The sequence below is a fragment of the Shewanella sp. 10N.286.51.B2 genome (assembly GCF_041469265.1).
GTDB lineage: Bacteria > Pseudomonadota > Gammaproteobacteria > Enterobacterales > Shewanellaceae > Shewanella.
In genome coordinates this window covers 19,071-42,148 of sequence record NZ_JBFRKH010000028.1, presented here as the reverse complement: position 1 = coordinate 42,148, position 23,078 = coordinate 19,071, and the positions used below count along the sequence as shown (strand labels likewise).

Here is a 23,078-nt window from a genome sequence, read left to right as displayed (position 1 = left end):
TAAAGGATTAGTGAGTCATTATCGAAGGCACCTAATGCTAGAGTAAATAACATAGACACTAATAGAGGGGAGTTTTGTTGCTGTATTCTTTTGCTTATGGACTTTTTTGACTGATAGCTCGTTAAACTCATATCTTGAGAAACTAATCGATTGTTTGGCTTAAGCGCTCAAGTAAGCAAAGCCAGCGTAGCTAAGTTGCTGGCTTAGGTTTTTAATCAATATTAACTTATCGATAGAGGTTATTTAGCTTGTTTCTTTGCGCCTATCAACTGCGCCACGGCTTTGGCATTGTCGTTAGGCACTGCAATACTTAAATGATATTGAATAATTTTCCAGCCATCATCAGTTAATTGTAGTGCACCTGTACCGCGACATAGACCATAACTGGCGCTTTCAAGTAATTCATCAAAAACAATGGTGTTATCAAACTGCAGTAGCTGGCGTGAGCTGACTTCATAATGCCAACCATCTGTAGGTCTGGCATAACCGGCAAATTGTTGCATATCCCAGCGCTCTGTGGCATCAGTGCCTAAAAACACCGCTTGCTGGTGATATAGCGAAAAGTAACTGTCCCAGTTCGCCTGGCTGGCATTTTGGTGTAGTTGGTCGAGAATGCTATTAGCTTGTTGCTTTGACTCGTCAGAGAGTGCCTCTTGAGCTGCTAGGGGTAAAGAAGACATTAAACATAAACTAGTGGTTAATAATAATCTTAAGATGGCTTTGTGCATGAAAATTCCTTGTCTGCTAAATGCTGGCTGGTAATGATAGCCGCGAAAATCAATGACTCAATGCTGATCTTAATGCCAATTGATTGGGTCTAGCTGATAAAACTGACTCAGTTCTTTATAAAGCAATTGATGCTGTTGGTAAAACGCTAACGGTTTCTCGAAAAAGGTTTCACTAATGACGGCAAAAAACTCAGCAGGATTGGTCGCACCATAGTAGTTAAACAGCGAGGGTAATTGATGCTGGGCACAATATTGCAGCGCTTTAAACTCACGACCGAGTGTTGCTGACCAAGTGGCATAATCGGTGAACTCTTTTAATGGCGGTGCGCCATTGGCATTGCCGTTTTCCTGATCTAGCTGATGAGCAAACTCATGAATAACCACATTTTGACCATCAAATGGCGCTGCAGCGCCGTCCAAAGTACTTTTCCACGACAAGATGATCTTGCCATTACCCCAGGACTCTCCCAGTAACACATTACGTTCATTAGAGGATACGCCGGCAAAGTCGGTGTTATTTTTCTCAACAATAAACGCATAGGGATACACTAAAATTTGTTTTAACTTGGGGTAAAAATTGGTTTTTCGATTGAGTAATAACAAGCAGGCTTGCGCGGCAATGGTCACTCTTACTTCGTCGGTAATGTTGAAGCCATCACAGCCGACAAATTGTTTTTCATCAATAAAAATCTGGATTAACTTTTTTAGTTGTAGCTGCAGATCTGTGGGCAATGCATGAAAATAGGGTAAGCGACGCTTAAGGATTTGCCGCCATGCTTTAGGGAAAGGCCTTGTCATAAGCTGTTGCCTGCGCTTTTCAGTGCGTTGAGACTTAGTCATAATCAACGCGATGGCAGTTACCGCAACGGTGACAAGTAAAAACACTGCAAACATTCAGCTCTCCCAGATTATATTAGCTTGTCATTATGTTATTGGGTGAATTTGCGCCAAATTCAAGTGGCTGATTTTTATTGAGACAAAAAAACTGGCAAACAACCAAGGTTGCTGCCAGAAAGAAGGGGAGGGAGTTTATTTTTATAGTTGATTTAACGTATTTGCAGTCGTTGCTCTATTTGCTGTTGTTCTTCAAGTGATAATGAAAAATGCTGTTTAATCAATATTCTAATTAACTTTGACTTTGCCGATTGGCTGCTTTGACTTAAGCAGTTTAATTGCTCAATTGCCGCTTCACTTAAGGTAAATGTTGCCCGTCTAAATGGTTTAGGTTTTTCATTTATGGGTTCATTCGCTTCAGCTTGGGTGGTTAATTCCCATAGTTGCTGCATCGCCTGTTGGTTTGAATCTGCATTTTTACAGGCGCTCGACTGCTGTGGTTTGCCCATAGCGTAAAGATTTGCTGCCTCAATAAAGTCATCAACTGACATTTGCGGCAAAAAAGGCGTACTACATGGCGTAACGGTTTTCTTCAGATCGGCCAGGCCCATAACTTCCCCCTAATTGCGTTACATTATCGTTATTATTTCGCTGCCTGATTAGCTGTTTGGCATCGCTTACTTCTAGCAATTCACAAGCAATATTACGGATTTCAACCGCGGCTTTTCCATTGGGGTCTATTTCAATGACTGACAAGCCAGACTCTTCACTGTCGTCATAAATATTTCGGCTGTAAGTAATCGCATCAAGCACGTTAATATCGTAAGTTTTACATACCTCTTTAGCTTCGAGTATTCGACCTGCTTGGTTAGGCAAACTTGGACACTGAGTTACCACAAAAGAGGCTTTCATGGTGGGATTAATCATTTTGCAGGTAGCGACAATATCATCCATGTGACTGACCGTTTTTAGGTCTCTACGCTTGGGTCTTAGGGGCATTAAGGCGTGAGAGGCCACTGATAATGTAGCGCGCAGGGCTAAATTGTCTTGGCCGCCGCAGTCAACGAGTACATAATCATAATGTTTCTCAAGACTGAGTAAGTCGTTACGGATTTTTCCGTACAATTGGACGCAATTTATTGCTGGTAATTCAGGGTTGTTATTGCGCGCTTGGATCCAATCTGATGTGGTTCTTTGCGGGTCGCAATCGACCATGATAATACTGGCTGTGGCTTCTTTAGCGAGAAATACTGCGATATTTTGGGCTAAGCAGCTTTTACCACTACCGCCTTTTTCACCACCGACTAAGATAATCATCAAAACATCTCCTGATGTGGTATAACGCCATTGGATTGTCAATCATTATTGATTCGCTTGGTTATAAAAGGTTGATTTTTCGTTGACGCTTTATGTTGCACTTGTTATTAACTTTATGTTGCTATGACTTGGTCGTCAATGTGCTATAAATTGACGGTTTTAGTGGCTTTGACAGGCGTTTGTTTTTTGACAAAATAGCGGCTAATGGCGATTTTTTGACTGTGTTAACCTTATGAGCTATTCACTAGAATTTATCAATAAATTGAATTGCTTAAGTTGATTATTTGATAAATCAATGACCAGAAAAGTGGCTAGTGTTGCCAACCGCTAAATGTAAATGACTCTTATCTATAACTAAACTTTGCTTTTGTATTTATCGCTATTCCAAAATGTTATATTGCTATTGTTAACTAAATCTCCTGAACAAAAAGACTTTGACACTATGAATGAGAAATTATTATTAGAAGCCATTAACCAAACCATGCCATTTGGTAAATATGCTGGACGAAAGTTACTGGAATTACCCGAGCCATACCTGGTGTGGTTTCATAGTAAAGGTTTTCCTGAGGGGAAGTTAGGCGAGCAATTGGCATTGATGTATGAAGTAAAACTTAATGGTTTAGAGCAGATGCTGCAGCCGTTATTAACAAAGTAAATCCACTGGTTAACGTGTTTGTAAGACTTGTCTTTATCAGTTGATATCTTGCCTTGTGCTGCTGAGGATTAAGATTTAAGTGAGCGGCTTGCTTAAATAGAAACTATTAATCACCTGCTGTTGACTGATTTGGTAGCTTGGCTGGATCAGTGTAAACCCTTGCTTGATGAAAAATGCTTTTGATAAGTATGACGCATCAACATTCAATTCTGCGTAGCCTTGGCTGAGAGCCCACTTTTCTAAGGTTTCATAAAGCTGACATGCTAGCCCTTGTTGCTGATAGGCGGGGGCGATATACAAACTATCAATATAACCGCGGCTTTTAAAATGGGTTTCGACATTGATAACCCCAATAACCTTTGGCTGCTGACTTGCTAAAGTATCGGCTTTGTTTGTTGCCAGCATTAACCAAGATTGCGATCGCGTCAGCCGTAATTGCCAATGTTTTGCTGAGCGCGGTTTAGTTGACCATGCGGCTAACTGGGCTTGAGAGTATCGTCGGTGTGAGATTTGTCGAACACTTTGATGAACTAGCTCACTGACTTGCTGAGCAAAAGCAGGCCTGAAGGTGATAATTGAATATTGCGCTGTTTGAGTCATGGCTGCTTGATATCAGATAAAAAATCGGCTAATGAGAATTAGCCGATTATGGGGTATTTATTGCTAAAGCGAGTTATTTTTTCTCGATTTTGCCAACAAATAATAATTTATCAAAGGTTTTGTTTAATGTGCTGCTGGTGAAATCTTGCATCCACATTTGCTCATTCATGATCACAGTGTCACCTTTAGTGATCGCAACTTGTGGGCCAGCAGCCCAAAAAGTTTTATCTTCTGCTTTAACTTGAACATAGGTATAACCACCGCTGTTCATCGTTTCTACTACTTCACCTTGGTGCATAATACCAGCAGCCCATGCTGATGATACGCCTAATGCTAATGTTGCTGCTGCAGCTAATTTGATCAGTTTTGCTTTCATGAATACGTTCCCTATTTGATTAGGCTAAATTTTGCAATGATTCAGGTCATGAATCTACATAAAGATAGTTTATTAAATCATGAAGCGCACACAGGGTCTGTGATCCGCGGCAGATTTGTGAATACTAAATTACTACACAAGGCAAAATTTAAACTCAATATTACCTGTGGCTAATATAGTAAACATTAGGCTGTAATGGGTTTTCGATTAAGTTTCCATGCTGGGTAACAAAATCAACAAAGGCTTCAGGTAACGTCATGGTATCTAAGTCTTGTTGCCAATGGGCTTTTAGTAATGCGTCATAACCTTCTTTACCTAAGGCGGTATAGGCCGAAGACACCCCAATATAGAGCTTTTCAGGATCAATTGCCGACCATAAACCGTCTTGATATAACTCAACGGAGGTAATACGTTGATGCATCGCTAAGGTGCCATCATAGAAATAGCGGATACCATAAGTGTAGGGGAAGCTACCAGCGCCAGTGCCAGTTACCCCATTATTGGTGGCGGCATTAATGGCCGACTCCAGCACTTCATAAAGGTATTTGCCTTGAATTTGATATTTCACTAATGGCAACTCAAAAGGCAAAATCCGCCCTAATACATCCGCCATTGATAAGCTGCCTTTATTTAATGACTGCCGAACGCCACCGGCATTATGTAAGGCAAAATCGAGTTTTTCACCTGAATGCTTAGTGGCTTTAAACATACTTCTACAAACCCAAGGGGCAATTTCACTGCCATGGGGAAAGTGCTTACTGGGTAAACGGGTATGAATGAAATCATGGGGTATGTAAGCAAGCACTTGCTCTTCTAGCGCATTTAGCGCTGGGCGGTATTGCTCCATTATAGTGTTATGAATGCTTTCACAGGCCTGATCACCACGGATAGCAGGGTGGCTGATAAGCTTGGTTTTTACGCTATTTATTTGCTGCTCTGTGGGCAAAGTATTGAGGTTAGTAAGCTGATTATCTTGCTTAGGATTAAACAGCACTTCTAATTCATCATCAATCATAAAGTAGTTATTACCATTTATGGCAATACAGGCGCCAGAGCGATCAAAAGTGATATTAGCTAAGCCTAAGACTTCAGCGTATTTACTGGCATGGATGATAGGGGTGTTACTTACCCGCTCAGCATAGGGAGTGTGGCTAAGACCTAGTTCATCGAATTGACCTTGTAAGGTATGTGAGTGCCCACCAACTATGACGCTGATCCCAGATACTTTTTCTGCTAACTCTCGGTCTTGCTCTAGCCCTAAATGGCTGAGGACAATAATATGCTGTATGCCTTGCTGCTGCAGACTGGCAATGGTATTAGCCGTCGTGTCAATGGCATTGATAAAATGGGTATCAGGATCGGGGCGAGCAATCAGCGGCATCTGATCCAGTGTAATCCCGACAATGGCGATGTGAGTATCATAAAACGGCTTAACTAGCACCTTGGCACATTGGGTCTGATTGTCGTAATCATAAAGCATAGGGTGACCACTTAGGCGGCCTTCTTTATCGGTTAACTCTTGGCTGAGATCCATATTACCAGCTAACACCGGAAATTCGATACGATTTAAAAAAGCCAGTACTGGGCTATTACCTGCATCTATTTCATGATTACCTAACACCATAGCATCGGGTTTGAGCATATTGAGTAGGTGCGCGTTAGCCGCGCCTTGAAATTCTCTAAAATATAAGGTGCCTTGAAAGCTATCGCCGCCATGCAAAAACAAAAACTCATGGTTATGTTGAGCAGCTTGTTGCCTTGCTGATTCAATTTGATGGCCTAAACGGGCGTAGCCACCTGTTTTCGTGTTGACGTGATAATGCTGTTGCTCGACCGATAAGGAAAATTGAACACTGCTAGGCTCAAAATTAGAATGAGTATCGTTAATATGAGCAAGGCTAAGGCGATAGTTATTGGGCATCTTTTACTCTAATACAGAAAAAGGAGGCTGTTCCTGATCCGGCGTTTAATGAACTTAATGGGTGACTGATTTTTGTAGCTGTTTACTTTAGTCGTTGTTTACTTTAGTTGCTGCTAATGCATAGCCGTTAAACCAAGGCTGTGGTTATATTAACTAAATTAAAAAGGGAGCTTAAGCTCCCTTAAATCTATAGCTATAAAGCTAGAGTATTATTGCGGTGGGGTTTGAGATTGCTTGGTAAACTCACCGTCATCAGATAATACAATGCCTTTATGCTTCATGCGGCTACTCCACAATTTACGCGCTAATTGCTGCATATCGGTGACAGGATCGTTTGAATCGACAATTTCTAGTCCCAGTAAAGACTCAACAATATCTTCTAAGGTGACAATACCTTCACCAGAACCATACTCATCGACAATCATAGCGATTTTAGTATTTCGCTTAATCATCAATTCAAATATCGGTAAAATCTTGGCGGTTTCAGGAATAACCAGCAGGTTTTTCTTCAATACACCAATGGATTCTTTCTGGGTGTAACGTTCTGCTTGAATGATATTATTACGGTTAACATAACCAATAATATTATCAGGGTCGTCTTCATATACAGGAATACGGGTAAAGGGTTTAGCTAAAAACTGCTGCACAAATTGCCCTTGGGTCAGAGTCACCGGTAATTTAAACATCACGGTTCGCGGTGTCATAATCGCTGAAACGGGCATTTCTTTAACCGATAACATTTGCGTTAAAATGGCAGACTCTTGTTTATCAAGTTCACCTGATTGTCGCCCAATTTCGGCCATCGCACTCATTTCTTGACGAATATACTGCCCTTCGTCGCCTTTACCCATTAATTTGGTGACTTTTGAAGACATCCAGATTAGTGGTTTGGTAATACGCTCTAACCACACTAAAACTAGCGACACTGATGGCGCTAATGAACGCCAATAGTTTGCACCTAAGGTTTTAGGAATGATTTCTGAGAAAAATAAGATGAGAAAGGTCAGTACCCCGGAAAATACCCCTAGCATTTCATCGCCAAAGACCTTTGCCGCTTGAGCACCAGCAACAGCTGCGCCTACGGTATGGGAAATGGTGTTGAGAGTCAGGATAGAAACCAGTGGTGATTCCACGTTTTCTTTCTGTTTATTAAGCCGATCGGCAGCTTTACGATTCGTTTTAGCCAAAGTGGCAATATAACTAGGCGTAACAGACAGTAGTACCGCCTCAAATACACTACAAAGAAAAGAGATTGCAATGGCGATAAATACTATAATGATAAGGGTTATCATAAAGGTGGAATTACACCTCCAAATGGCAGACCAATATTAGTCCGAGGAAATTCTAGCATAGTCTCTAAGCTTTGTTGCTACTTCTATAGCCAAATTTTGTTAGGATCTGTATAATTCGCCGCCCGCAAGCAAGTTTTAGGTTTTTTGAGGTTACACAACATGAGTGAAAAAAAGATCAATTTATTGGATCTTGATCGAAAATCGATGAGAGCGCTATTCGCAGAAATGGGCGAAAAACCGTTCCGAGCCGATCAATTGATGAAATGGCTTTATCACTTTGGTGTTAGCGACTTCGAAGAAATGAACAATATTAACAAGGCACTGCGCGCTAAGTTAGCTCGAAAGTGTGAAATTGTTGCCCCTGAGATTGCTAGCTTTCAAAAGTCATCTGATGGGACCATTAAGTTTGCGATCAATGTTGGTCAAGGCCAAGAAGTCGAGACTGTTTACATCCCTGAAGAAGACCGTGCAACCCTGTGTGTATCATCACAAGTGGGCTGTGCATTGGAATGTACTTTCTGCTCAACAGGGCAGCAAGGCTTCAACCGTAACCTCTCAGTGGCTGAAATCATCGGTCAAGTATGGCGTGTATCAGAATTTTTAGGTTTCCATAAAGACACTGGCGATCGTCCAATCACTAACGTTGTTATGATGGGAATGGGTGAGCCACTATTAAACTTAGCCAATGTGATCCCTGCAATGGACATCATGTTAGATGACTTTGGTTTTAGTCTGTCTAAGCGTCGTGTGACCTTATCGACTTCAGGTGTCGTGCCTGCGTTAGACAAATTAGGTGACGTGATCGATGTGGCTTTAGCGGTGAGTATTCATGCGCCAAATGATGAGCTGCGTGATGTATTGGTGCCGGTAAACAAGAAATACCCGCTAGAAGAATTTTTAGCTGGGATTCGTCGTTACCTAGAAAAGTCCAATGCTAACCGCGGACGTGTTACAGTCGAATACGTGATGCTTGATCATATCAATGACAGTACAGATCAAGCCCATGAATTAGCCAAGCTAATGAAAGACACGCCGTGTAAGATTAACTTAATTCCGTTTAATCCTTATCCTGGTTCGCCATATGGTCGCTCTTCTAATTCTAGAATTGACCGTTTTTCTAAAGTATTAATGGAATACGGCTTAACGGTTATTGTGCGTAAAACCCGTGGTGATGATATTGATGCGGCTTGTGGACAATTAGCCGGTGATATTCGTGATCGCACTAAACGTTTAGCAAAAAAACAAATGCAACAAAATCAGATTTCGGTCACAATGGATTAACTCATTGTTTGTATAGATTAATAGGCGTTGGAATATGCATGGATTGCCAAAGTTTTTGATTGTAGTCGCGATGGCATTACCTCTAACGGGTTGTGTCACTGAGCGAACTTATAGCGGTACTGATATTCCTGTTGCCGAAAGAACCTTAGATAAGCAAGCCGCAGCTATTGAGCGAATGCAGCTGGGACTGACTTATTTAAATCGAGGCAATATTGAACAAGCTAAATTTAATTTAAATCGTGCGGTTGAATATGCACCGCAGTTAAGTTCAGTGCATATCGCGATGGCGTATTATTACCAAACGGTAGGTGATACTGTACGTACAGAGGCGGCTTACCGTAAAGCCATTGCCGCGCCAGATGCAGGTGGTGATGCGAAAAATAACTTTGGCGTGTTTCTTTGCCAGCAAGATAAATTCGCACAAGCTGAAGAAATGCTATTAGCCGCGATTGAAACCAAACAATACACTCGCACCGCTTCAAGCTACGAAAACTTAGGCGTGTGTAGTATGTCTGCAGGTGACACCGAAAAAGCCAAGGGCTATTTTGAAGATGCGCTGCGATATGATCCAAGACGACAATCAACCTTGAAAGAATTGATTGAGCTTGCGATAGTAGAAAATGATTATCAAGCCGCTAAAGCGAATTTAACGCGTCTTCACCGTGTGGCACAACAAACACCAGAAAGCTTAGCATTAGGTATTAAAATTTCCCGTGAGTTAGCGGATGATGAAGCGGTAAAACGCTACGGAATTACTTTAATTGCCAAATATCCTGCTTCAGAACAAGCGAAAGAATACAGGGCTAATTTGCATTAATGACAAATAAAATTACAGAGATAGAAACAGATAATAATCTCGAGCAAGCTGAATTACTCGAAACTGTTTCAACAGCGGGTATGCTGCTACGCACTGCCCGCGAAAAAAAGGGTGTCTCGATAGATGCTGTGGCATTACAGCTGCATTTGCGTCCCAGTGTTATTGAAGATATTGAAAATGATATTTTTGATAATATTGCTTCAGCAACCTATGCCCGCGGCTACGCTAAAAACTTTGCCAAGTACGTTGAAGCAGATGTTAATGCCGTTCAACAATGTTTAGCCCAGCAACTTCCTGATGAAACTGCTGCTATGCAAAGCTTTTCTCGCAAAACTACCCGCGAAGCCCGTGACAGCCGTCTCACCTTAGTTACTTATCTCATCGTAGCGATATTACTTGCGCTATTATTGTTGTGGTGGGTACAAAAAGACTCAATGCTAACGGGAGTTGATTTATCAAAGCCGACAGCAGAAGAAGTCGCAGCTGCTAATGTGGCGCAGCAAACACAAGACTTATTAGAGCCAGAAATCGATCCTAAACTGGCTTATCGGGAACCCGTTGCCAGCGAGGTAATCTCAGCACAAAGTCAAAACGATGACGCAGTTCAAGTGAGCAGTAATGTTCAGGAGAGTAACCGTGTTATTAAGCCAGCAACGGCGACTGACACACTTGACTCTGTTGCTGTGTCACCAGCAATAACAGCTGCAGTTGATACTGCAGTAACCACTGCTGATGTGATTGAAACTGATACTATATCGCTTAGCTTTAGTGATGATTGCTGGGTTAACATTATCGATGCCGATGGTAAAACATTGGTTGATGGCGTTAAGGGCTCAGCTAGAGTCGTTGAAGTCACCGGCAAGGCACCTTTTAAAGTGATATTGGGTGCGCCGCAAGTTGTCACCATGAGCTTTAATAATGAAAATGTCAGCCTTGCTGAGTTTTCTGACCGTGTGGCCAAGTTAACCCTGCCTAAAGCCTAGTCTTTAAAGCTTAGTGTTAACTCAATTTTGGTAAGTAGTAGAGCAACAGATTATGTATAACGAATCTCCAATCATCCGCCGTCCTTCTAGCCGCATTTATGTAGGGGATGTTCCGATCGGCGATGGTGCACCAATTGCGGTGCAATCGATGACAAATACTAAAACCACTGATGTCGACGCCACAGTTGCACAAATTTTGGCCCTTGAAAAAGTTGGTGCAGACATAGTGCGAGTCTCAGTACCAACAATGGATGCCGCTGAAGCGTTTAAGCTTATCAAGCAGCGCGTTAGTGTACCTTTAGTTGCCGATATTCATTTTGATTACCGTATCGCACTTAAAGTGGCTGAATACGGTGTTGATTGTTTGCGGATTAACCCCGGCAACATTGGTAATGAAGAACGTATTCGCAATGTAGTTGAATGTGCGCGTGATAAAAATATTCCAATTCGCATTGGTGTTAATGGCGGTTCATTAGAAAAAGATCTGATGGACAAGTATCATGAGCCAACACCAGAAGCATTGCTTGAATCAGCCATGCGTCATGTGGATATTTTAGACCGTCTAAACTTCGACCAGTTTAAAGTCAGTGTAAAAGCTTCAGACGTATTTTTAGCGGTTGAATCATACCGTTTACTCGCCAAGCAAATTAAGCAGCCATTGCATTTAGGCATTACTGAAGCAGGCGGCGCTCGTGCGGGTTCGGTTAAATCAGCAGTGGGCTTAGGCATGTTACTGGCTGAAGGTATTGGTGATACTTTACGTATCTCATTAGCGGCAGATCCAGTCGAAGAAATTAAAGTCGGTTTTGATATCTTAAAATCATTACGTATTCGCAGCCGCGGCATTAACTTTATTGCCTGTCCGTCTTGTTCACGCCAAGAGTTTGATGTGATTAACACTGTCAATGCGTTAGAAATGCGCCTTGAAGATATCACCACCCCAATGGATGTGTCGATTATCGGCTGTGTGGTCAATGGCCCAGGTGAAGCGTTAGTTTCAGATATTGGTTTAACCGGTAGCCACGGAAAAAGTGGTTATTATGATGACGGTAAACGTCAAAAAGAGCGCTTTGATAACAACAATATAGTGGATTCACTGGAAGCAAAAATTCGCGCAAAAGCAGCGATAATGCAAAACCGAATCGATATCAAAGACGCAACAGAATAAGTTAGTTTTAGATAAAAACACACTTACCAGCAGTGGTAGGTGTTTTTTTGTGTAAGGCATATGATTAATTAATTAGCTAAAAATTAGGCGAATTAAACGTGGCAAAACAGATCCAAGCAATCCGTGGAATGAACGACATTCTGCCAACTCAAAGCCCTTTATGGCAACAAGTCGAAGCGGTTATTCGCTCTACTGTTAGTGCCTATGGTTACAGTGAAATCCGTACTCCTATTGTTGAAAGTACTGATTTATTCAAGCGCTCAATTGGTGAAGTCACCGATATCGTTGAAAAAGAAATGTATACCTTTGCTGATCGCAATGAAGACAGTTTAACATTGCGCCCAGAAGGCACAGCATCGACTGTTCGTGCGGGAAATGAGCATGGTTTACTTTACAACCAAGAGCAACGTTTATGGTACATGGGACCTATGTTCCGTCATGAACGTCCTCAAAAAGGTCGTTACCGTCAATTCCACCAATTTGGTGTTGAAGTGTACGGCATTGCAAGTGCGGACATTGATGCGGAAGTATTGATGTTATCTGCAAGATTATGGGATTCATTTGGCATTAAAGACCACGTTAAACTGGAACTTAATACCTTAGGTGATCCTGCTGAACGTGCTACTTACCGTGATGCATTAATTGCATTTTTAGAGCAGCACAAAGAGCAATTAGATGAAGACTCACAGCGCCGTATGTATTCAAACCCGCTACGAGTATTGGATTCTAAATCGCCACAGGTTCAAGCCTTGCTAGCTGATGCGCCAGAGTTAATGGATTATTTAGGTGAAGAATCAAAAACACATTTTTCAACCTTATGTGAACTCTTAGACGCTGTCGGCATCCAATACACAATTAATCCTCGTCTTGTGCGTGGTTTAGATTACTATAACCGCACCGTTTTTGAGTGGGTAACGGATAGCTTAGGCTCTCAAGGAACGGTACTTGCTGGTGGTCGTTATGATGGTCTGGTTGGTCAATTGGGTGGTAAAGATACCCCTGCAGTAGGTTTTGCAATGGGACTTGAGCGTATTGTCTTACTACTGCAAACCCTTGAGCTTGATAAAGATGTCGCGCCAGTTGTCGATGTTTATGTCACGGCAATGGGCGAAAACTGCTTAGTTGAAGCAATTAAAATTGCCCAAGAGTTGCGTCAAAGCCTGCCAGCGCTTAAAGTCATGAGTCATTGTGGCGGCGGTAACTTTAAAAAGCAGATGAAACGTGCTGATAAAAGCGGTGCGCAGTACGCCCTGATCATTGGTGAAAACGAAATTGCCAATAACCAAGTTGCAATTAAGCCACTGAGAAATAAGAACGAACAACTTTTAGTTGCCCGAGAAGAGTTGGCGACTACGATAAAATCATTATTTTAATATTAGCCCTTAGCTAATAAAAAACAGAACTGAATAGAAAGGGGAAGTGCGCGTGGAAATTTATAGCACAGAAGAACAACAAGTAGATGCTATTAAGCAGTTCTGGAAAGATTACGGCAGCTCAATCATTGTGGGTGCAGTCGTAGGTCTAGGTGGATTGTACGGTTGGAATTATTACTCTGACGTAAAAATTGAAAAATCGGAAGCTGCATCAGAAGCATTTCAACGCATTACTGCTAACAGCGACAGCAGTGCAGTACAAGCAGCTATCGCTGAGTTTGGTGCACAGCACGATCAAAAAGGTTACCAAGCCTTGCTTGAACTCATGTCAGCTAAAGCTGCTGTCGATGCAGGCGAGTTAGATAAAGCAGAAGCGGCTTTTACTAAAATCATTGCTGCAAAACCGGGTGCTGCTTTAGAGTCTTTAGCGACGTTACGTCTATCTCGCGTGCAAGCAGAGCAAGGTAACATCGGCACTGCAATTGCGACATTAGAGCAAATTACCGATGAAGCATTTAATGCTCAACGTGATGAGTTAAAAGGCGATTTACTTGTGCGTCAAGGTGACATGGATAGTGCACGTTCAGCTTACCAAGCTGCTGTTGATAACGGCGGTTCGTTAACCAGTCCTGCATTACAAATGAAGCTAGACAATTTAAACAAGGCATAAGGAATTAGCCGAATGAAGTCTTTATGCAAAACTTTGCTAGCAGCGGGCTTAAGCGTCGCATTGCTATCTGCTTGTTCTTCAAATGATAATGAAGAAGAAGTTGTTACTGAACTAACTGAAATTCAAGCAACTGTTTTTCCAGAAGTAAACTGGCATGCCAAGGTTGGGGGCGGAGTCGGTGACTTTTATTCTCAACTTAAACCGGCTATTCGATATGACCATGTATATGTGGCCGATCGCAACGGTGAGGTCGTCGCCTTTGAAGAAGCAACAGGCAAAGTGGCTTGGCGTAAAGACTTAGCTTCAGAATTTAAACATACTGAGCTGGCGAAAACGAAAGAGGCACGCATTGCCGCAGGCGTTACCGCTGGCCGTAATAAAGTCTTTATTGGCGGCGAGTCTGGTTTATTGGTGGCATTAGATGCTCAAACCGGTGAGACCGTATGGTCAGCAGTTGCAAGCGGTGAGCTGTTATCGGCTCCAACTGTGTCTGAAGATTCAGTTGGCGTGCATACCAGTGATGGTAACTTTGAAGCATTTGATATTGATGACGGTGCTAAACTGTGGACCCATGAGATGCAACTGCCAAATCTAACGCTACGCGGCACTAGCTCAGCAGCTTATGATTCAGGTGGTTTCTTCCTTGGCACTGCTGATGGTAAAATAGCGGTTATTGTCAAAAACAATGGACAAGTGGCTTGGGAGCAGGCGGTATTTAACCCAACCGGTGGTAACGAGTTTACTCGTATGGCCGATGTGGACATGACACCGTTAATTTTGGGCGATAATTTATACGCGGTAAGTTACAATGGTAACTTAGTGTCTATGGAGCTAAGAACGGGTCGTGTTGTATGGACGCGTAAGTATTCAAGCTTCAATGAATTAGCGACAGCAGGGGTTGGACTATACTTAGTCGATGACCACAGCCGAATTTATTCAGTAGATAGACGTAACGGTCTTGAATTATGGAGTAACTCTACGTTAATGAATCGTAGTTTAACTTCACCTGCCGTTATAGGCTCTTATATTGTTGTAGGTGACTTTGAAGGTTACTTACATTTTATTGACCGCAACTCTGGCGAAGTCGCTGGACGTGTTGAGGTTGATAGTGATGGTTTATTCTCACAACCAGTAGTGGTTGGAGATAAAATTTATGTGCAAGGTCGTAGCGGCAAAATCGCGACGATTGTACTGCCATAAATTGAATAGCAAACCTTATTAGAGCCCCTGGAAGTGTGTTCCGGGGGCTTTTTATTTTAAAGTTTTTAGAGGCAAAATCATGATCCCTGTAGTGGCCCTTGTGGGGCGACCTAATGTTGGTAAGTCAACTTTATTTAATCGCCTTACTCGCACAAGAGATGCGCTTGTCGCCGATTTTCCTGGTTTAACTCGTGACCGTAAATATGGACGTGCGTTTTTAGCTGGTTATGAATTCATTGTGGTTGATACTGGTGGTATCGATGGCACTGAAGAAGGGATTGAAACTAAGATGGCTGAACAATCGCTAGCGGCGATTGAAGAAGCAGATGTGGTGCTATTTTTAACTGATGCTCGTGCAGGCTTAACAGCAGCTGATTTAGCGATTGCTGAGCATTTACGTAGCCGTGATAAAACTACCTTTGTTGTTGCTAACAAAGTTGATGGTATTGATGCTGATTCAGCCTGTGCTGAGTTTTGGTCATTAGGTTTAGGTGAAGTTTATCAAATGGCAGCTGCGCAAGGTCGCGGTGTTACCAATATGATTGAATACTCACTTGCGCCTTATGCTGAAGCTATGGGTATTACTCGCCAAGAAGACGGTGAAGAAGTTGAAGATGTACGTGAGTACACTGAAGAAGAAGCCGAAGCTGAACAAGAGCGCCTGCAAAACTTACCGATTAAGCTTGCTATTATTGGTAAGCCTAACGTAGGTAAATCAACGCTAACTAACCGTATTTTAGGTGAAGAGCGTGTGGTTGTTTACGATGCACCAGGTACGACTCGTGACAGTATTTACATTCCAATGGAACGTGAAGGTCGTCAATACGTATTAATTGATACTGCTGGTGTGCGTCGCCGCGCGAAAGTACATGAAGTTATTGAGAAGTTTTCAGTGATTAAAACCCTGAAAGCAGTTGAAGATTCTAACGTTGTCTTGTTAGTGATCGACGCTCAAGACGGTATTACAGAGCAAGATCTTGGTTTGCTTGGTTTTGCGCTTAATGCTGGTCGTGCAATTGTACTTGCTGTGAATAAATGGGATGGTCTTGACCAAGCATTTAAAGAAGGTGTCAAAAGTGAGTTAGATCGCCGTTTAGGTTTTATCGATTTTGCCCGCATTCACTTTATTTCAGCGCTTCATGGCACAGGTGTTGGTCATTTATACGAGTCAATTGAAGAAGCCTATGACAGTGCAACGCGCCGCGTAAGTACTTCAATGCTGACCCGCGTTATGCAAATGTCACAAGATGATCATCAGCCACCATTAGTACATGGTCGCCGAGTGAAGCTTAAGTATGCCCATGCCGGTGGTTATAACCCGCCAATCGTTGTGGTACACGGTAACCAAGTAAGCAAGTTACCTGACTCATACAAGCGTTACATGATGAACTACTTCCGTCGTTCATTGAAAGTTGTGGGTACGCCAATTCAAATGCGCTTTCAAGAGGGAGCTAATCCATTTGAAGGCCGCCATGAAAAGCTAACCATTAGTCAAGAGCGTCGCCGTAAACGCGCAATGAGCCACATTAATAGCCGCAAAAAATAAATTATTTTCTGTGAGTTAAGCAAAACCTGAATGACTGCAAAGTGATTCAGGTTTTTTTATGTCTCTGATTTACTAGTGTTTGAACTGAGGAGTTTGAACCGAGGTGTTTGAACCGAGGTTATTGAATGTTATTGGCTTGGTAAGGTGAAACGCTCAATGATCTAGCATAAGCAAATGTTAAGTTTTACCTCTTATAATAATCATTCACTTTCAATCGCTGAGGTTTTTATGAGTACTCACAGCCATTTCCCTGCTATCCATCGTCTTCTGCATTGGGGGCTTGCGTTGTCGATGTTGGTGATGCTGTTAACCATCTTACTGCGTTTAGGCTGGATGGAGAAAAATCATATGGCAGAGATGATCCAACAAGGGCTATTGCCGCTTGATTTACTCATCAGCGATAAACAAGCCGTCATCATTGCTAAAAGTATCCGTAATGTGATGTTCCAGTGGCACCTATATTTTGGTTATGCGGTGGCTGTTTTTGTGTCGCTGCGCTTTATCTATATGGCAAAATGCGGTTTACAATACCCTAGCGCATTCAGTAAACAGGCTAGCGGCCGTGAAAAATTTCAAGCGTGGGTATATTGGCTATTTTATCTGGGTATTGCGTTATCGGTCTCCACAGGCTTGTTGATTGAATTTGGACCAGAGTCAATTGAACACCAAGCTGAAACCGTGCATAAACTTGCCTTGTGGTATTTTATTCCGTTTATCAGTTTGCATTTGGCCGGAATAATACTGGCCGAATTTACCCACGATAAGGGCTTAGTCTCGAGAATCATCGGCGGGTAAACACAGTCACCAGTTGTGTTGAACTAAGCCTATTGAGCAGCGTATCAGCGGTTGTTCTAGCTATTGCTTCAAGACCGCGTCATGGCGTTAGTGCTAGCGCGGTGATTATTAGTCCTCATTAACCAACTCTTGTTCGCTATCCTATACTCGTCAGACCTTGTTAACGGGTTAATCTTTACCTATTTAACTCTCCAACTTAACACTCTGTTAAACTAACTCGTCACAATGCTTAATAAAACCTTAAGATTGAAGATTTAACTTAGATGATATTGAATCATTAAAAATTAGTCATTCATGACTCCTCAAAAATTAAAACTAACAAAGCGAGACTCCATGAAGCGATCATTACTAGCGAGTTTGTTACTCACATTGGCCTTTAGCGGCCCATTATTTGCCGCGCCTTCACTTGAGCATACTGTACTAACCAAAGATGGCACCGAAACTAGCTTGAAAGAGTTTGCTGGCAAGGTGGTGTATGTGGATTTTTGGGCATCATGGTGCGGTCCATGTCGAAAGTCTTTTCCTTGGATGAACCAGATGCAGGCCAAATACCAGCAGCAAGGCTTTGAAGTGGTTGCTATCAATCTTGATGTTGATACTGAGTTAGCCCATGAGTTCCTCACTAAAATCCCCGCTAATTTTAATTTACGCTTTAATCCAGAAGGGGATGTGGCAAGGGAGTTTGATTTACCTGGTATGCCAAGTAGCTATTTATTTAACCGCCAAGGCGAATTAGTTCAGCGTCATGTTGGTTTTTTTGACAAGAACAAGCCTGCTTACGAACATGAAATTCAACTGTTATTAAAGGAATAAGCCAATGAAAAAATCGAGTTTTAAGCAATACATTAAGCTGTTATTGGCCTTGTCTATTATCAGCAGTTTAGCAGGCTGTTCGAGTTTAGGGGTAGAGCCGTGGGAGAAGGATCAATTTGCCCGCGCTGATATGGCACTTAATAATGAAAAGTTAGATTTAGCATTGGATGACCATATTTACTTCAGTAAAGAAGGCACCAGTGGCGGACGCTCATTAGCTGGTGGAGGTTGTGGATGCAACTAACTTCGAAACTAACGCCGAAACAAAGCATCGCTAGTGCATTGGCCATGGCTAGCTGCAGTTTGTTGTCACAACAAGCTAGCGCACAAGAGCCGGTACCGGCAAACGATGATTGGAAAGTCGATGCCGCCATTATGTATTACGGTGAGCAAGACCGTGTACAAGCCGTTGAAGCTATTGGTAATGTGCAAAAAGCCTTTGGTGAAGATTCGCTGCTCGATATGAAAATCGTTGTCGACAGCTTAACCGGCGCTTCAGCTTCTGGCGCTGTAGCACAATCCATCAGCCAAACCTTTACTCGACCTTCAGGTAAGGGAGAGTATACGGTCGCCCCAGGTGAAACGCCCCTTGATGATACGTTCCAAGATACCCGGGTGCAGTTAAGTGCCAATTGGCAGGAAATTTTAAATCCTGACTGGACGGTTAACTTAGGTGTTTATGGTTCTAAAGAATATGATTATTTATCATTAGGCTTAAATGCGGGTGTGGAGCGCAGTTTTAACAAAAACAACACCACCCTTGCCTTATCGGGTGCCTATACGAATGATACTGTTGATCCTGTGGGCGGACGTCCTGTGGCGTTATCAGAAATGGTATTTCGCGGTGATTATGATGGTGATGATGCCTTTCAAGCTGCATTTGACGCCACTCGATTAGACGGTGATGACACCAAGCAAACCGCTGATGTCATGCTAGGTGTGACCCAAATCTTGAATCGTAACTGGTTAATGCAAGCCAACTACGGTTTTTCAAGTGTGTCGGGCTATATGACCGATCCCTATAAAATTCTCAGTATGGTCGATGGTAACGGTGAGTCCCATGGTTATCGCTATGAAAACCGCCCAGACTCGCGCACTAAGCACAGTGTTTTCTTGTTAGCAAAAGGCGCATTGGACTCAGGGGTGATTGATTTCTCTTATCGCTACAATACTGATGACTGGGATATTCAAGCGCACACTTTAGAAACCCATTATCGCTATTACTTTATCCCAAGCTTATATGGCCAGCTGCATTTGCGTTATTACCAGCAGCAAGCTGCTGAGTTTTATCAGCCATTATTGCGCACAGAAGCTGCATTACCTGAGTATGCCAGTGCGGATTATCGCATTGGTGACATGTCAGCTTATACCGTAGGGCTTAAGTTTGGCCATCGCTTATCTGGCGGCCATGAACTTAGCTATCGTATTGAGTATTATCAGCAAAACCCTGAAAACAACGGCACAGATATCCCTGGTGAGTTAAATAATCAGGATTTATTTCCATCGGTGAAAGCAATCGTAGCTCAAATAAGCTATTCGTTTTAAATAAATAGTCTTAAGATAAATAAACGCAAAACATCAGAGTTATTGAAATTGTTAAATAAAGCCGCTGTTACATCACAAGCCGCTACATCTAAGGCCCCACAGGTCGCGACGCTTACACGTCGCCCTTGGGGCTTTTTAGGTTCATTTAGCGCCATGGCAAGTCCATGTGAAATGTTAATGCGACTAGATGATGAGTGCATTGCCCAGCAGATGTTAAATATCGCGGTGGCTGAAGCCAGTAGAATAGAGCGTAAATATAGCCGTTTTTTACAAGGTAATATTGTTTGGCAACTCAATAATGCCCAAGGGCAGGCGGTTAACATTGATGCTGAAACCGCACATTTACTGCAATTTGCCCAGCAATGTTATCAATTAAGTGACGGCGCTTTTGATATCAGCGCAGGTCCTTTAATGAAGTTGTGGCGCTTTGATGGTAGCCATCAAGTGCCACCAGCTAGTGCGATTAAATCGGCATTAAAGCTAGTGGATTTTAGCGCCATTGATTTTACTGACAGCAAATTGACTATGCCTGCAGCAATGAGTTTAGATTTTGGTGGCATAGGCAAAGAGTATGCGGTGGATAGTACAGCGCAATTACTCAGCAAGCGTTGGCCTGATATCTCTGTGTTAGTTAATTTTGGCGGCGATATTGCCTGTCCCATCCTTAACCCAGATGGCTGGCAAGTGGGGATTGAAAACCCGCAGCAATTGGATAATGCCGCGGCGCTGTTAACCATACGCCAAGGCGCATTAGCCACTAGCGGCACCACTCGGCGCTACATTGAAGTGGATCAAAAACGCTATGGCCACATTATTAATCCTCGAACAGGATATCCTGTGGAGCAAGCGCCGCTTTCAGTGACGGTATTAGGGCCAAATAGCGTAACCGCGGGAATGTTATCGACCATGGCAATGTTAAAAGGCGCTGCTGCTGAAGCCTTTTTGAGTGAGCAAGGTGTTGACTTTAAAGTGTTTAGATAAGCTTAAATCGCGCTTTAGTTATTATAAAAGTAATAAGGGAATAACCGATGCGGGTATTGTTAGTAGAAGACAATCAGTTATTAGCACAAGGCGTGGTTTTGAGTTTGGCTAAAGAAGGGATCCAAGTGGATCACTTATGTTCTTATAACCAAGCATTAGCGGCGCTGGATAATGAAGATTTTAGCGCCATTATTCTTGATTTAGGTTTGCCTGATGGCAATGGCGAAGATTTATTAAAGCACTGGCGTAAAGCGGGAGTATCTTTGCCGATTATTGTGCTTACAGCCAATACGGATTTTGATACTCGCTTAAACTGTTTAGACATTGGCGCTGATGATTATCTTAGTAAACCGTTTGATGTGCGGGAATTAGTTGCAAGACTGCGAGCGATTGTTCGCCGCCAACACGGCTTAGATAACAATCAATTTAGTTTCGGCGCATTGACCATCGATTTCAGTTGTTGTGAAGTGCATTTTCGAGAGCAATTAATCAATCTGCCACGGCGGGAATATCAATTGTTATTGGAGTTTGCCCAATCAGCAGGGCGAGTACTAACCCGCAGCCAGCTTGAGCAATTAACCTATGGTTGGGATGAAGTCGGCAGTAATTCCATTGAAGTGCATATTCATCATTTACGTAAAAAAATGGCCCCAGAACTGATTAAAACTGTTAGAGGCATTGGCTATATTTTAGCTGAAATTCAATAAGCATTAATGGTCAGTAGATCATAAAAGGATATTATGTTTTCGTTACGTTTCTCCCTTAGTTTATTGATGTTAGTCGGCATCTTACTGACCGTATCGGTTGCCAGTGTGCTGAGTAGCCGCGATGCCATGTACGAGATAGAAGAGCTATTTGATGCAGAAATGGTGCAAACCGCCAAAGTGCTGGATTTGTTTTATGTCAAAAGGCTTACTGCCGCCAAAGTAGCAAGCTTAATTGAGCAACCTATTCGCTTTCATGTGTCAGAGTCTGAAATAGAAACCTTTGCCGAGCAGTCTACGGTAGAAACCCTCTCTTACGAGCGAAAGCTGTCATTTCAATTATTTACCTCAGCAGGTGAGTTACTTGCATACTCAGATAATACTGGCGAGCAACCGCTAACGGATTTTAACCACGGCTATGCCTATCAGGCAGTCGGTGAGCACACCTGGCATGTGTATAGCTTGTTTTCAACGGCGCAACAGGTGTGGATAGTGACTGCACAGCGTGATGATGTGCGCCAAGAGTTGGTGGATAAAATTAACGCCAATAGCTGGCGCTCGCCTTTGATTATTGCGCCGATCATGTTGCTGATTATGCTATTGGTGACTTACTACTTATTTAAACCCATCAAGCTACTCGAGCGCCATTTAGCTTATCGCAGTGCTCAAGATCTAGCGCCAATTAATATCCGCTTACCGTCAGAACTTATTACAATTCAGCAGTCGCTTAATAGTTATTTAGCCCGTATCGCCGATATGATGATCCGCGAACGACGCTTTAGTGCTGATGCCGCCCATGAATTAAAGACCCCCTTAGCCATCATTAAACTTCATGGTGATGGTTTAGAAAGCGTGATTAATTCATCAACCGATGAAAGCTTAAAGCAACAAGCAATACCTTACACCCAAGCCATGGGGCAGGGCATTACGCGCATGAGTCATACCGTTGAACAACTGTTATTACTCTCAAGGGTTGATGCCATTGAAGCGATTAATAAAACTGAATGCGACTTACAAAGCTTGATTGATAATGTGATTAATCAGTTAGTGCATATTGTGGCCGATTATCAGTGGCAGCTTGATATTCCTAAGGGACTTACCGTTAAAGCTGATAGCTTTTATCTTGAATTAGTATTAAAAAACATTATCGAAAATGCTTGTAAATACAGCCCTAAAGAATCGGTTATTAGCATTGGTGCTGAGCAAGAAGCTAACCAATGCGTTATAAATATCATTGATCAAGGCATAGGCATGTCTGCAAGCGAAATTGATTTAGCCAAGAACCGTTTTTATCGGGTTGATGAAAATGTATCCCAAGGTGCAGGGTTAGGGTTATCCATTTGTCAGCTAATTATTATGTTGCACCAAGGTGATTTGAGTTTTCATCAAGCTAAGCCTCAAGGGCTAAAGGTCAACATTGTGTTACCCAATTAAACTAACTTATTTAATCTTGGGATAAAAAAGCCTGAGTCACAGTGA

The 23,078-nt window shown here is 42.5% G+C and carries 24 protein-coding genes; 16 read left to right on the top strand and 8 right to left on the bottom strand.

The window, feature by feature from the left end:
* Window positions 1-239: 239 nt before the first annotated feature.
* From AB4140_RS08010 to AB4140_RS07995, 4 genes are all read right to left on the bottom strand, one after another.
* Window positions 240-728, bottom strand: a complete 489-nt coding sequence (locus AB4140_RS08010; protein WP_102440600.1) for a nuclear transport factor 2 family protein — start codon at window positions 726-728, stop codon at window positions 240-242.
* Between the two features lie 69 nt (window positions 729-797).
* The gene (locus AB4140_RS08005) at window positions 798-1,622 is read right to left on the bottom strand and encodes a zinc-dependent peptidase (RefSeq protein WP_102477205.1); all 825 of its coding nucleotides are present in this window, start codon (window positions 1,620-1,622) and stop codon (window positions 798-800) included.
* 152 nt (window positions 1,623-1,774) lie between these two features.
* Window positions 1,775-2,173 carry a CopG family transcriptional regulator gene (locus tag AB4140_RS08000; protein WP_133126441.1) on the bottom strand — a complete coding sequence of 133 codons (399 nt, stop codon included), beginning with the start codon at window positions 2,171-2,173 and terminating at the stop codon, window positions 1,775-1,777.
* Complete coding sequence (locus tag AB4140_RS07995) at window positions 2,133-2,879, bottom strand: AAA family ATPase (RefSeq protein WP_076542673.1); 747 nt, start codon at window positions 2,877-2,879, stop codon at window positions 2,133-2,135. Before AB4140_RS07995 ends, AB4140_RS08000 begins: the two co-directional genes overlap by 41 nt.
* A gap of 442 nt (window positions 2,880-3,321) precedes the next feature.
* Here AB4140_RS07995 and AB4140_RS07990 point away from each other — a divergent pair, with 442 nt between their 5' ends.
* Window positions 3,322-3,534: a DUF3820 family protein gene (locus AB4140_RS07990; protein WP_102440597.1), complete on the top strand. Its 213-nt coding sequence runs from the start codon at window positions 3,322-3,324 to the stop codon at window positions 3,532-3,534.
* Between the two features lie 75 nt (window positions 3,535-3,609).
* Here AB4140_RS07990 and AB4140_RS07985 read toward each other — a convergent pair whose 3' ends face one another.
* The 4 genes from AB4140_RS07985 to AB4140_RS07970 form a co-directional block, all read right to left on the bottom strand.
* Window positions 3,610-4,134 (bottom strand): GNAT family N-acetyltransferase, encoded by a 525-nt coding sequence (locus tag AB4140_RS07985; protein ID WP_102440596.1) that lies wholly within the window; start codon window positions 4,132-4,134, stop codon window positions 3,610-3,612.
* A gap of 73 nt (window positions 4,135-4,207) precedes the next feature.
* Complete coding sequence (locus AB4140_RS07980; RefSeq protein WP_102440595.1) at window positions 4,208-4,510, bottom strand: NrfJ; 303 nt, start codon at window positions 4,508-4,510, stop codon at window positions 4,208-4,210.
* A gap of 160 nt (window positions 4,511-4,670) precedes the next feature.
* Window positions 4,671-6,431: a bifunctional UDP-sugar hydrolase/5'-nucleotidase gene (locus tag AB4140_RS07975; RefSeq protein WP_372000486.1), complete on the bottom strand. Its 1,761-nt coding sequence runs from the start codon at window positions 6,429-6,431 to the stop codon at window positions 4,671-4,673.
* A gap of 209 nt (window positions 6,432-6,640) precedes the next feature.
* Window positions 6,641-7,723, bottom strand: a complete 1,083-nt coding sequence (locus tag AB4140_RS07970; RefSeq protein WP_102440593.1) for a CNNM domain-containing protein — start codon at window positions 7,721-7,723, stop codon at window positions 6,641-6,643.
* 159 nt (window positions 7,724-7,882) lie between these two features.
* Here AB4140_RS07970 and AB4140_RS07965 point away from each other — a divergent pair, with 159 nt between their 5' ends.
* From AB4140_RS07965 to AB4140_RS07895, 15 genes are all read left to right on the top strand, one after another.
* Window positions 7,883-9,004 carry a bifunctional tRNA (adenosine(37)-C2)-methyltransferase TrmG/ribosomal RNA large subunit methyltransferase RlmN gene (locus tag AB4140_RS07965; RefSeq protein ID WP_076542685.1) on the top strand — a complete coding sequence of 374 codons (1,122 nt, stop codon included), beginning with the start codon at window positions 7,883-7,885 and terminating at the stop codon, window positions 9,002-9,004.
* A 34-nt stretch (window positions 9,005-9,038) separates the two neighbouring features.
* Window positions 9,039-9,821 (top strand): type IV pilus biogenesis/stability protein PilW, encoded by a 783-nt coding sequence (pilW, locus tag AB4140_RS07960; protein WP_102477209.1) that lies wholly within the window; start codon window positions 9,039-9,041, stop codon window positions 9,819-9,821.
* The gene (locus tag AB4140_RS07955; RefSeq protein WP_102440591.1) at window positions 9,821-10,804 is read left to right on the top strand and encodes a RodZ domain-containing protein; all 984 of its coding nucleotides are present in this window, start codon (window positions 9,821-9,823) and stop codon (window positions 10,802-10,804) included. The genes pilW and AB4140_RS07955 overlap by 1 nt, the downstream gene beginning before the upstream one ends.
* Window positions 10,805-10,856: 52 nt before the next feature.
* The gene (gene ispG / locus AB4140_RS07950; protein ID WP_076542693.1) at window positions 10,857-11,972 is read left to right on the top strand and encodes a flavodoxin-dependent (E)-4-hydroxy-3-methylbut-2-enyl-diphosphate synthase; all 1,116 of its coding nucleotides are present in this window, start codon (window positions 10,857-10,859) and stop codon (window positions 11,970-11,972) included.
* Window positions 11,973-12,070: 98 nt separating this feature from the next.
* Entirely contained in the window at window positions 12,071-13,345 is a 1,275-nt protein-coding gene (gene hisS / locus AB4140_RS07945; RefSeq protein WP_102440590.1) for a histidine--tRNA ligase, read from the top strand.
* A gap of 52 nt (window positions 13,346-13,397) precedes the next feature.
* A complete protein-coding gene (locus AB4140_RS07940; protein ID WP_076542697.1) occupies window positions 13,398-14,015 on the top strand; it encodes a tetratricopeptide repeat protein in 618 nt (205 codons plus the stop codon).
* A 12-nt stretch (window positions 14,016-14,027) separates the two neighbouring features.
* Window positions 14,028-15,215, top strand: coding sequence for an outer membrane protein assembly factor BamB (bamB, locus tag AB4140_RS07935; protein ID WP_076542699.1), 1,188 nt, complete (start codon window positions 14,028-14,030; stop codon window positions 15,213-15,215).
* 79 nt (window positions 15,216-15,294) lie between these two features.
* Entirely contained in the window at window positions 15,295-16,761 is a 1,467-nt protein-coding gene (gene der / locus AB4140_RS07930) for a ribosome biogenesis GTPase Der (protein WP_102520528.1), read from the top strand.
* A gap of 228 nt (window positions 16,762-16,989) precedes the next feature.
* A complete protein-coding gene (locus AB4140_RS07925; RefSeq protein WP_157936137.1) occupies window positions 16,990-17,556 on the top strand; it encodes a cytochrome b/b6 domain-containing protein in 567 nt (188 codons plus the stop codon).
* A gap of 333 nt (window positions 17,557-17,889) precedes the next feature.
* Window positions 17,890-18,369 carry a TlpA disulfide reductase family protein gene (locus tag AB4140_RS07920; protein WP_102440588.1) on the top strand — a complete coding sequence of 160 codons (480 nt, stop codon included), beginning with the start codon at window positions 17,890-17,892 and terminating at the stop codon, window positions 18,367-18,369.
* 4 nt (window positions 18,370-18,373) lie between these two features.
* Window positions 18,374-18,613: a DUF4266 domain-containing protein gene (locus AB4140_RS07915; RefSeq protein ID WP_102440587.1), complete on the top strand. Its 240-nt coding sequence runs from the start codon at window positions 18,374-18,376 to the stop codon at window positions 18,611-18,613.
* A complete protein-coding gene (locus AB4140_RS07910; protein WP_372000481.1) occupies window positions 18,604-19,914 on the top strand; it encodes a DUF3570 domain-containing protein in 1,311 nt (436 codons plus the stop codon). The genes AB4140_RS07915 and AB4140_RS07910 overlap by 10 nt, the downstream gene beginning before the upstream one ends.
* Window positions 19,915-20,067: 153 nt before the next feature.
* Entirely contained in the window at window positions 20,068-20,895 is an 828-nt protein-coding gene (locus tag AB4140_RS07905; RefSeq protein ID WP_372000495.1) for an FAD:protein FMN transferase, read from the top strand.
* Window positions 20,896-20,942: 47 nt separating this feature from the next.
* Window positions 20,943-21,602, top strand: a complete 660-nt coding sequence (locus tag AB4140_RS07900) for a response regulator transcription factor (RefSeq protein WP_102440584.1) — start codon at window positions 20,943-20,945, stop codon at window positions 21,600-21,602.
* Between the two features lie 33 nt (window positions 21,603-21,635).
* Window positions 21,636-23,033 carry an ATP-binding protein gene (locus AB4140_RS07895; protein ID WP_372000479.1) on the top strand — a complete coding sequence of 466 codons (1,398 nt, stop codon included), beginning with the start codon at window positions 21,636-21,638 and terminating at the stop codon, window positions 23,031-23,033.
* The last annotated feature ends 45 nt before the right edge of the window (window positions 23,034-23,078 follow it).

Bases quoted from the DNA above. Each gene is read 5' to 3' on its own strand.
- AB4140_RS08010 (WP_102440600.1), bottom strand. From the start codon at position 728: ATGCACAAAGCCATCTTAAGATTATTATTAACCACTAGTTTATGTTTA.
- AB4140_RS08005 (WP_102477205.1), bottom strand. From the start codon at position 1,622: ATGTTTGCAGTGTTTTTACTTGTCACCGTTGCGGTAACTGCCATCGCG.
- AB4140_RS08000 (WP_133126441.1), bottom strand. From the start codon at position 2,173: ATGGGCCTGGCCGATCTGAAGAAAACCGTTACGCCATGTAGTACGCCT.
- AB4140_RS07995 (WP_076542673.1), bottom strand. From the start codon at position 2,879: ATGATTATCTTAGTCGGTGGTGAAAAAGGCGGTAGTGGTAAAAGCTGC.
- AB4140_RS07990 (WP_102440597.1), top strand. From the start codon at position 3,322: ATGAATGAGAAATTATTATTAGAAGCCATTAACCAAACCATGCCATTT.
- AB4140_RS07985 (WP_102440596.1), bottom strand. From the start codon at position 4,134: ATGACTCAAACAGCGCAATATTCAATTATCACCTTCAGGCCTGCTTTT.
- AB4140_RS07980 (WP_102440595.1), bottom strand. From the start codon at position 4,510: ATGAAAGCAAAACTGATCAAATTAGCTGCAGCAGCAACATTAGCATTA.
- AB4140_RS07975 (WP_372000486.1), bottom strand. From the start codon at position 6,431: ATGCCCAATAACTATCGCCTTAGCCTTGCTCATATTAACGATACTCAT.
- AB4140_RS07970 (WP_102440593.1), bottom strand. From the start codon at position 7,723: ATGATAACCCTTATCATTATAGTATTTATCGCCATTGCAATCTCTTTT.
- AB4140_RS07965 (WP_076542685.1), top strand. From the start codon at position 7,883: ATGAGTGAAAAAAAGATCAATTTATTGGATCTTGATCGAAAATCGATG.
- pilW (WP_102477209.1), top strand. From the start codon at position 9,039: ATGCATGGATTGCCAAAGTTTTTGATTGTAGTCGCGATGGCATTACCT.
- AB4140_RS07955 (WP_102440591.1), top strand. From the start codon at position 9,821: ATGACAAATAAAATTACAGAGATAGAAACAGATAATAATCTCGAGCAA.
- ispG (WP_076542693.1), top strand. From the start codon at position 10,857: ATGTATAACGAATCTCCAATCATCCGCCGTCCTTCTAGCCGCATTTAT.
- bamB (WP_076542699.1), top strand. From the start codon at position 14,028: ATGAAGTCTTTATGCAAAACTTTGCTAGCAGCGGGCTTAAGCGTCGCA.
- der (WP_102520528.1), top strand. From the start codon at position 15,295: ATGATCCCTGTAGTGGCCCTTGTGGGGCGACCTAATGTTGGTAAGTCA.
- AB4140_RS07925 (WP_157936137.1), top strand. From the start codon at position 16,990: ATGAGTACTCACAGCCATTTCCCTGCTATCCATCGTCTTCTGCATTGG.
- AB4140_RS07920 (WP_102440588.1), top strand. From the start codon at position 17,890: ATGAAGCGATCATTACTAGCGAGTTTGTTACTCACATTGGCCTTTAGC.
- AB4140_RS07915 (WP_102440587.1), top strand. From the start codon at position 18,374: ATGAAAAAATCGAGTTTTAAGCAATACATTAAGCTGTTATTGGCCTTG.
- AB4140_RS07910 (WP_372000481.1), top strand. From the start codon at position 18,604: ATGCAACTAACTTCGAAACTAACGCCGAAACAAAGCATCGCTAGTGCA.
- AB4140_RS07905 (WP_372000495.1), top strand. From the start codon at position 20,068: ATGGCAAGTCCATGTGAAATGTTAATGCGACTAGATGATGAGTGCATT.
- AB4140_RS07900 (WP_102440584.1), top strand. From the start codon at position 20,943: ATGCGGGTATTGTTAGTAGAAGACAATCAGTTATTAGCACAAGGCGTG.
- AB4140_RS07895 (WP_372000479.1), top strand. From the start codon at position 21,636: ATGTTTTCGTTACGTTTCTCCCTTAGTTTATTGATGTTAGTCGGCATC.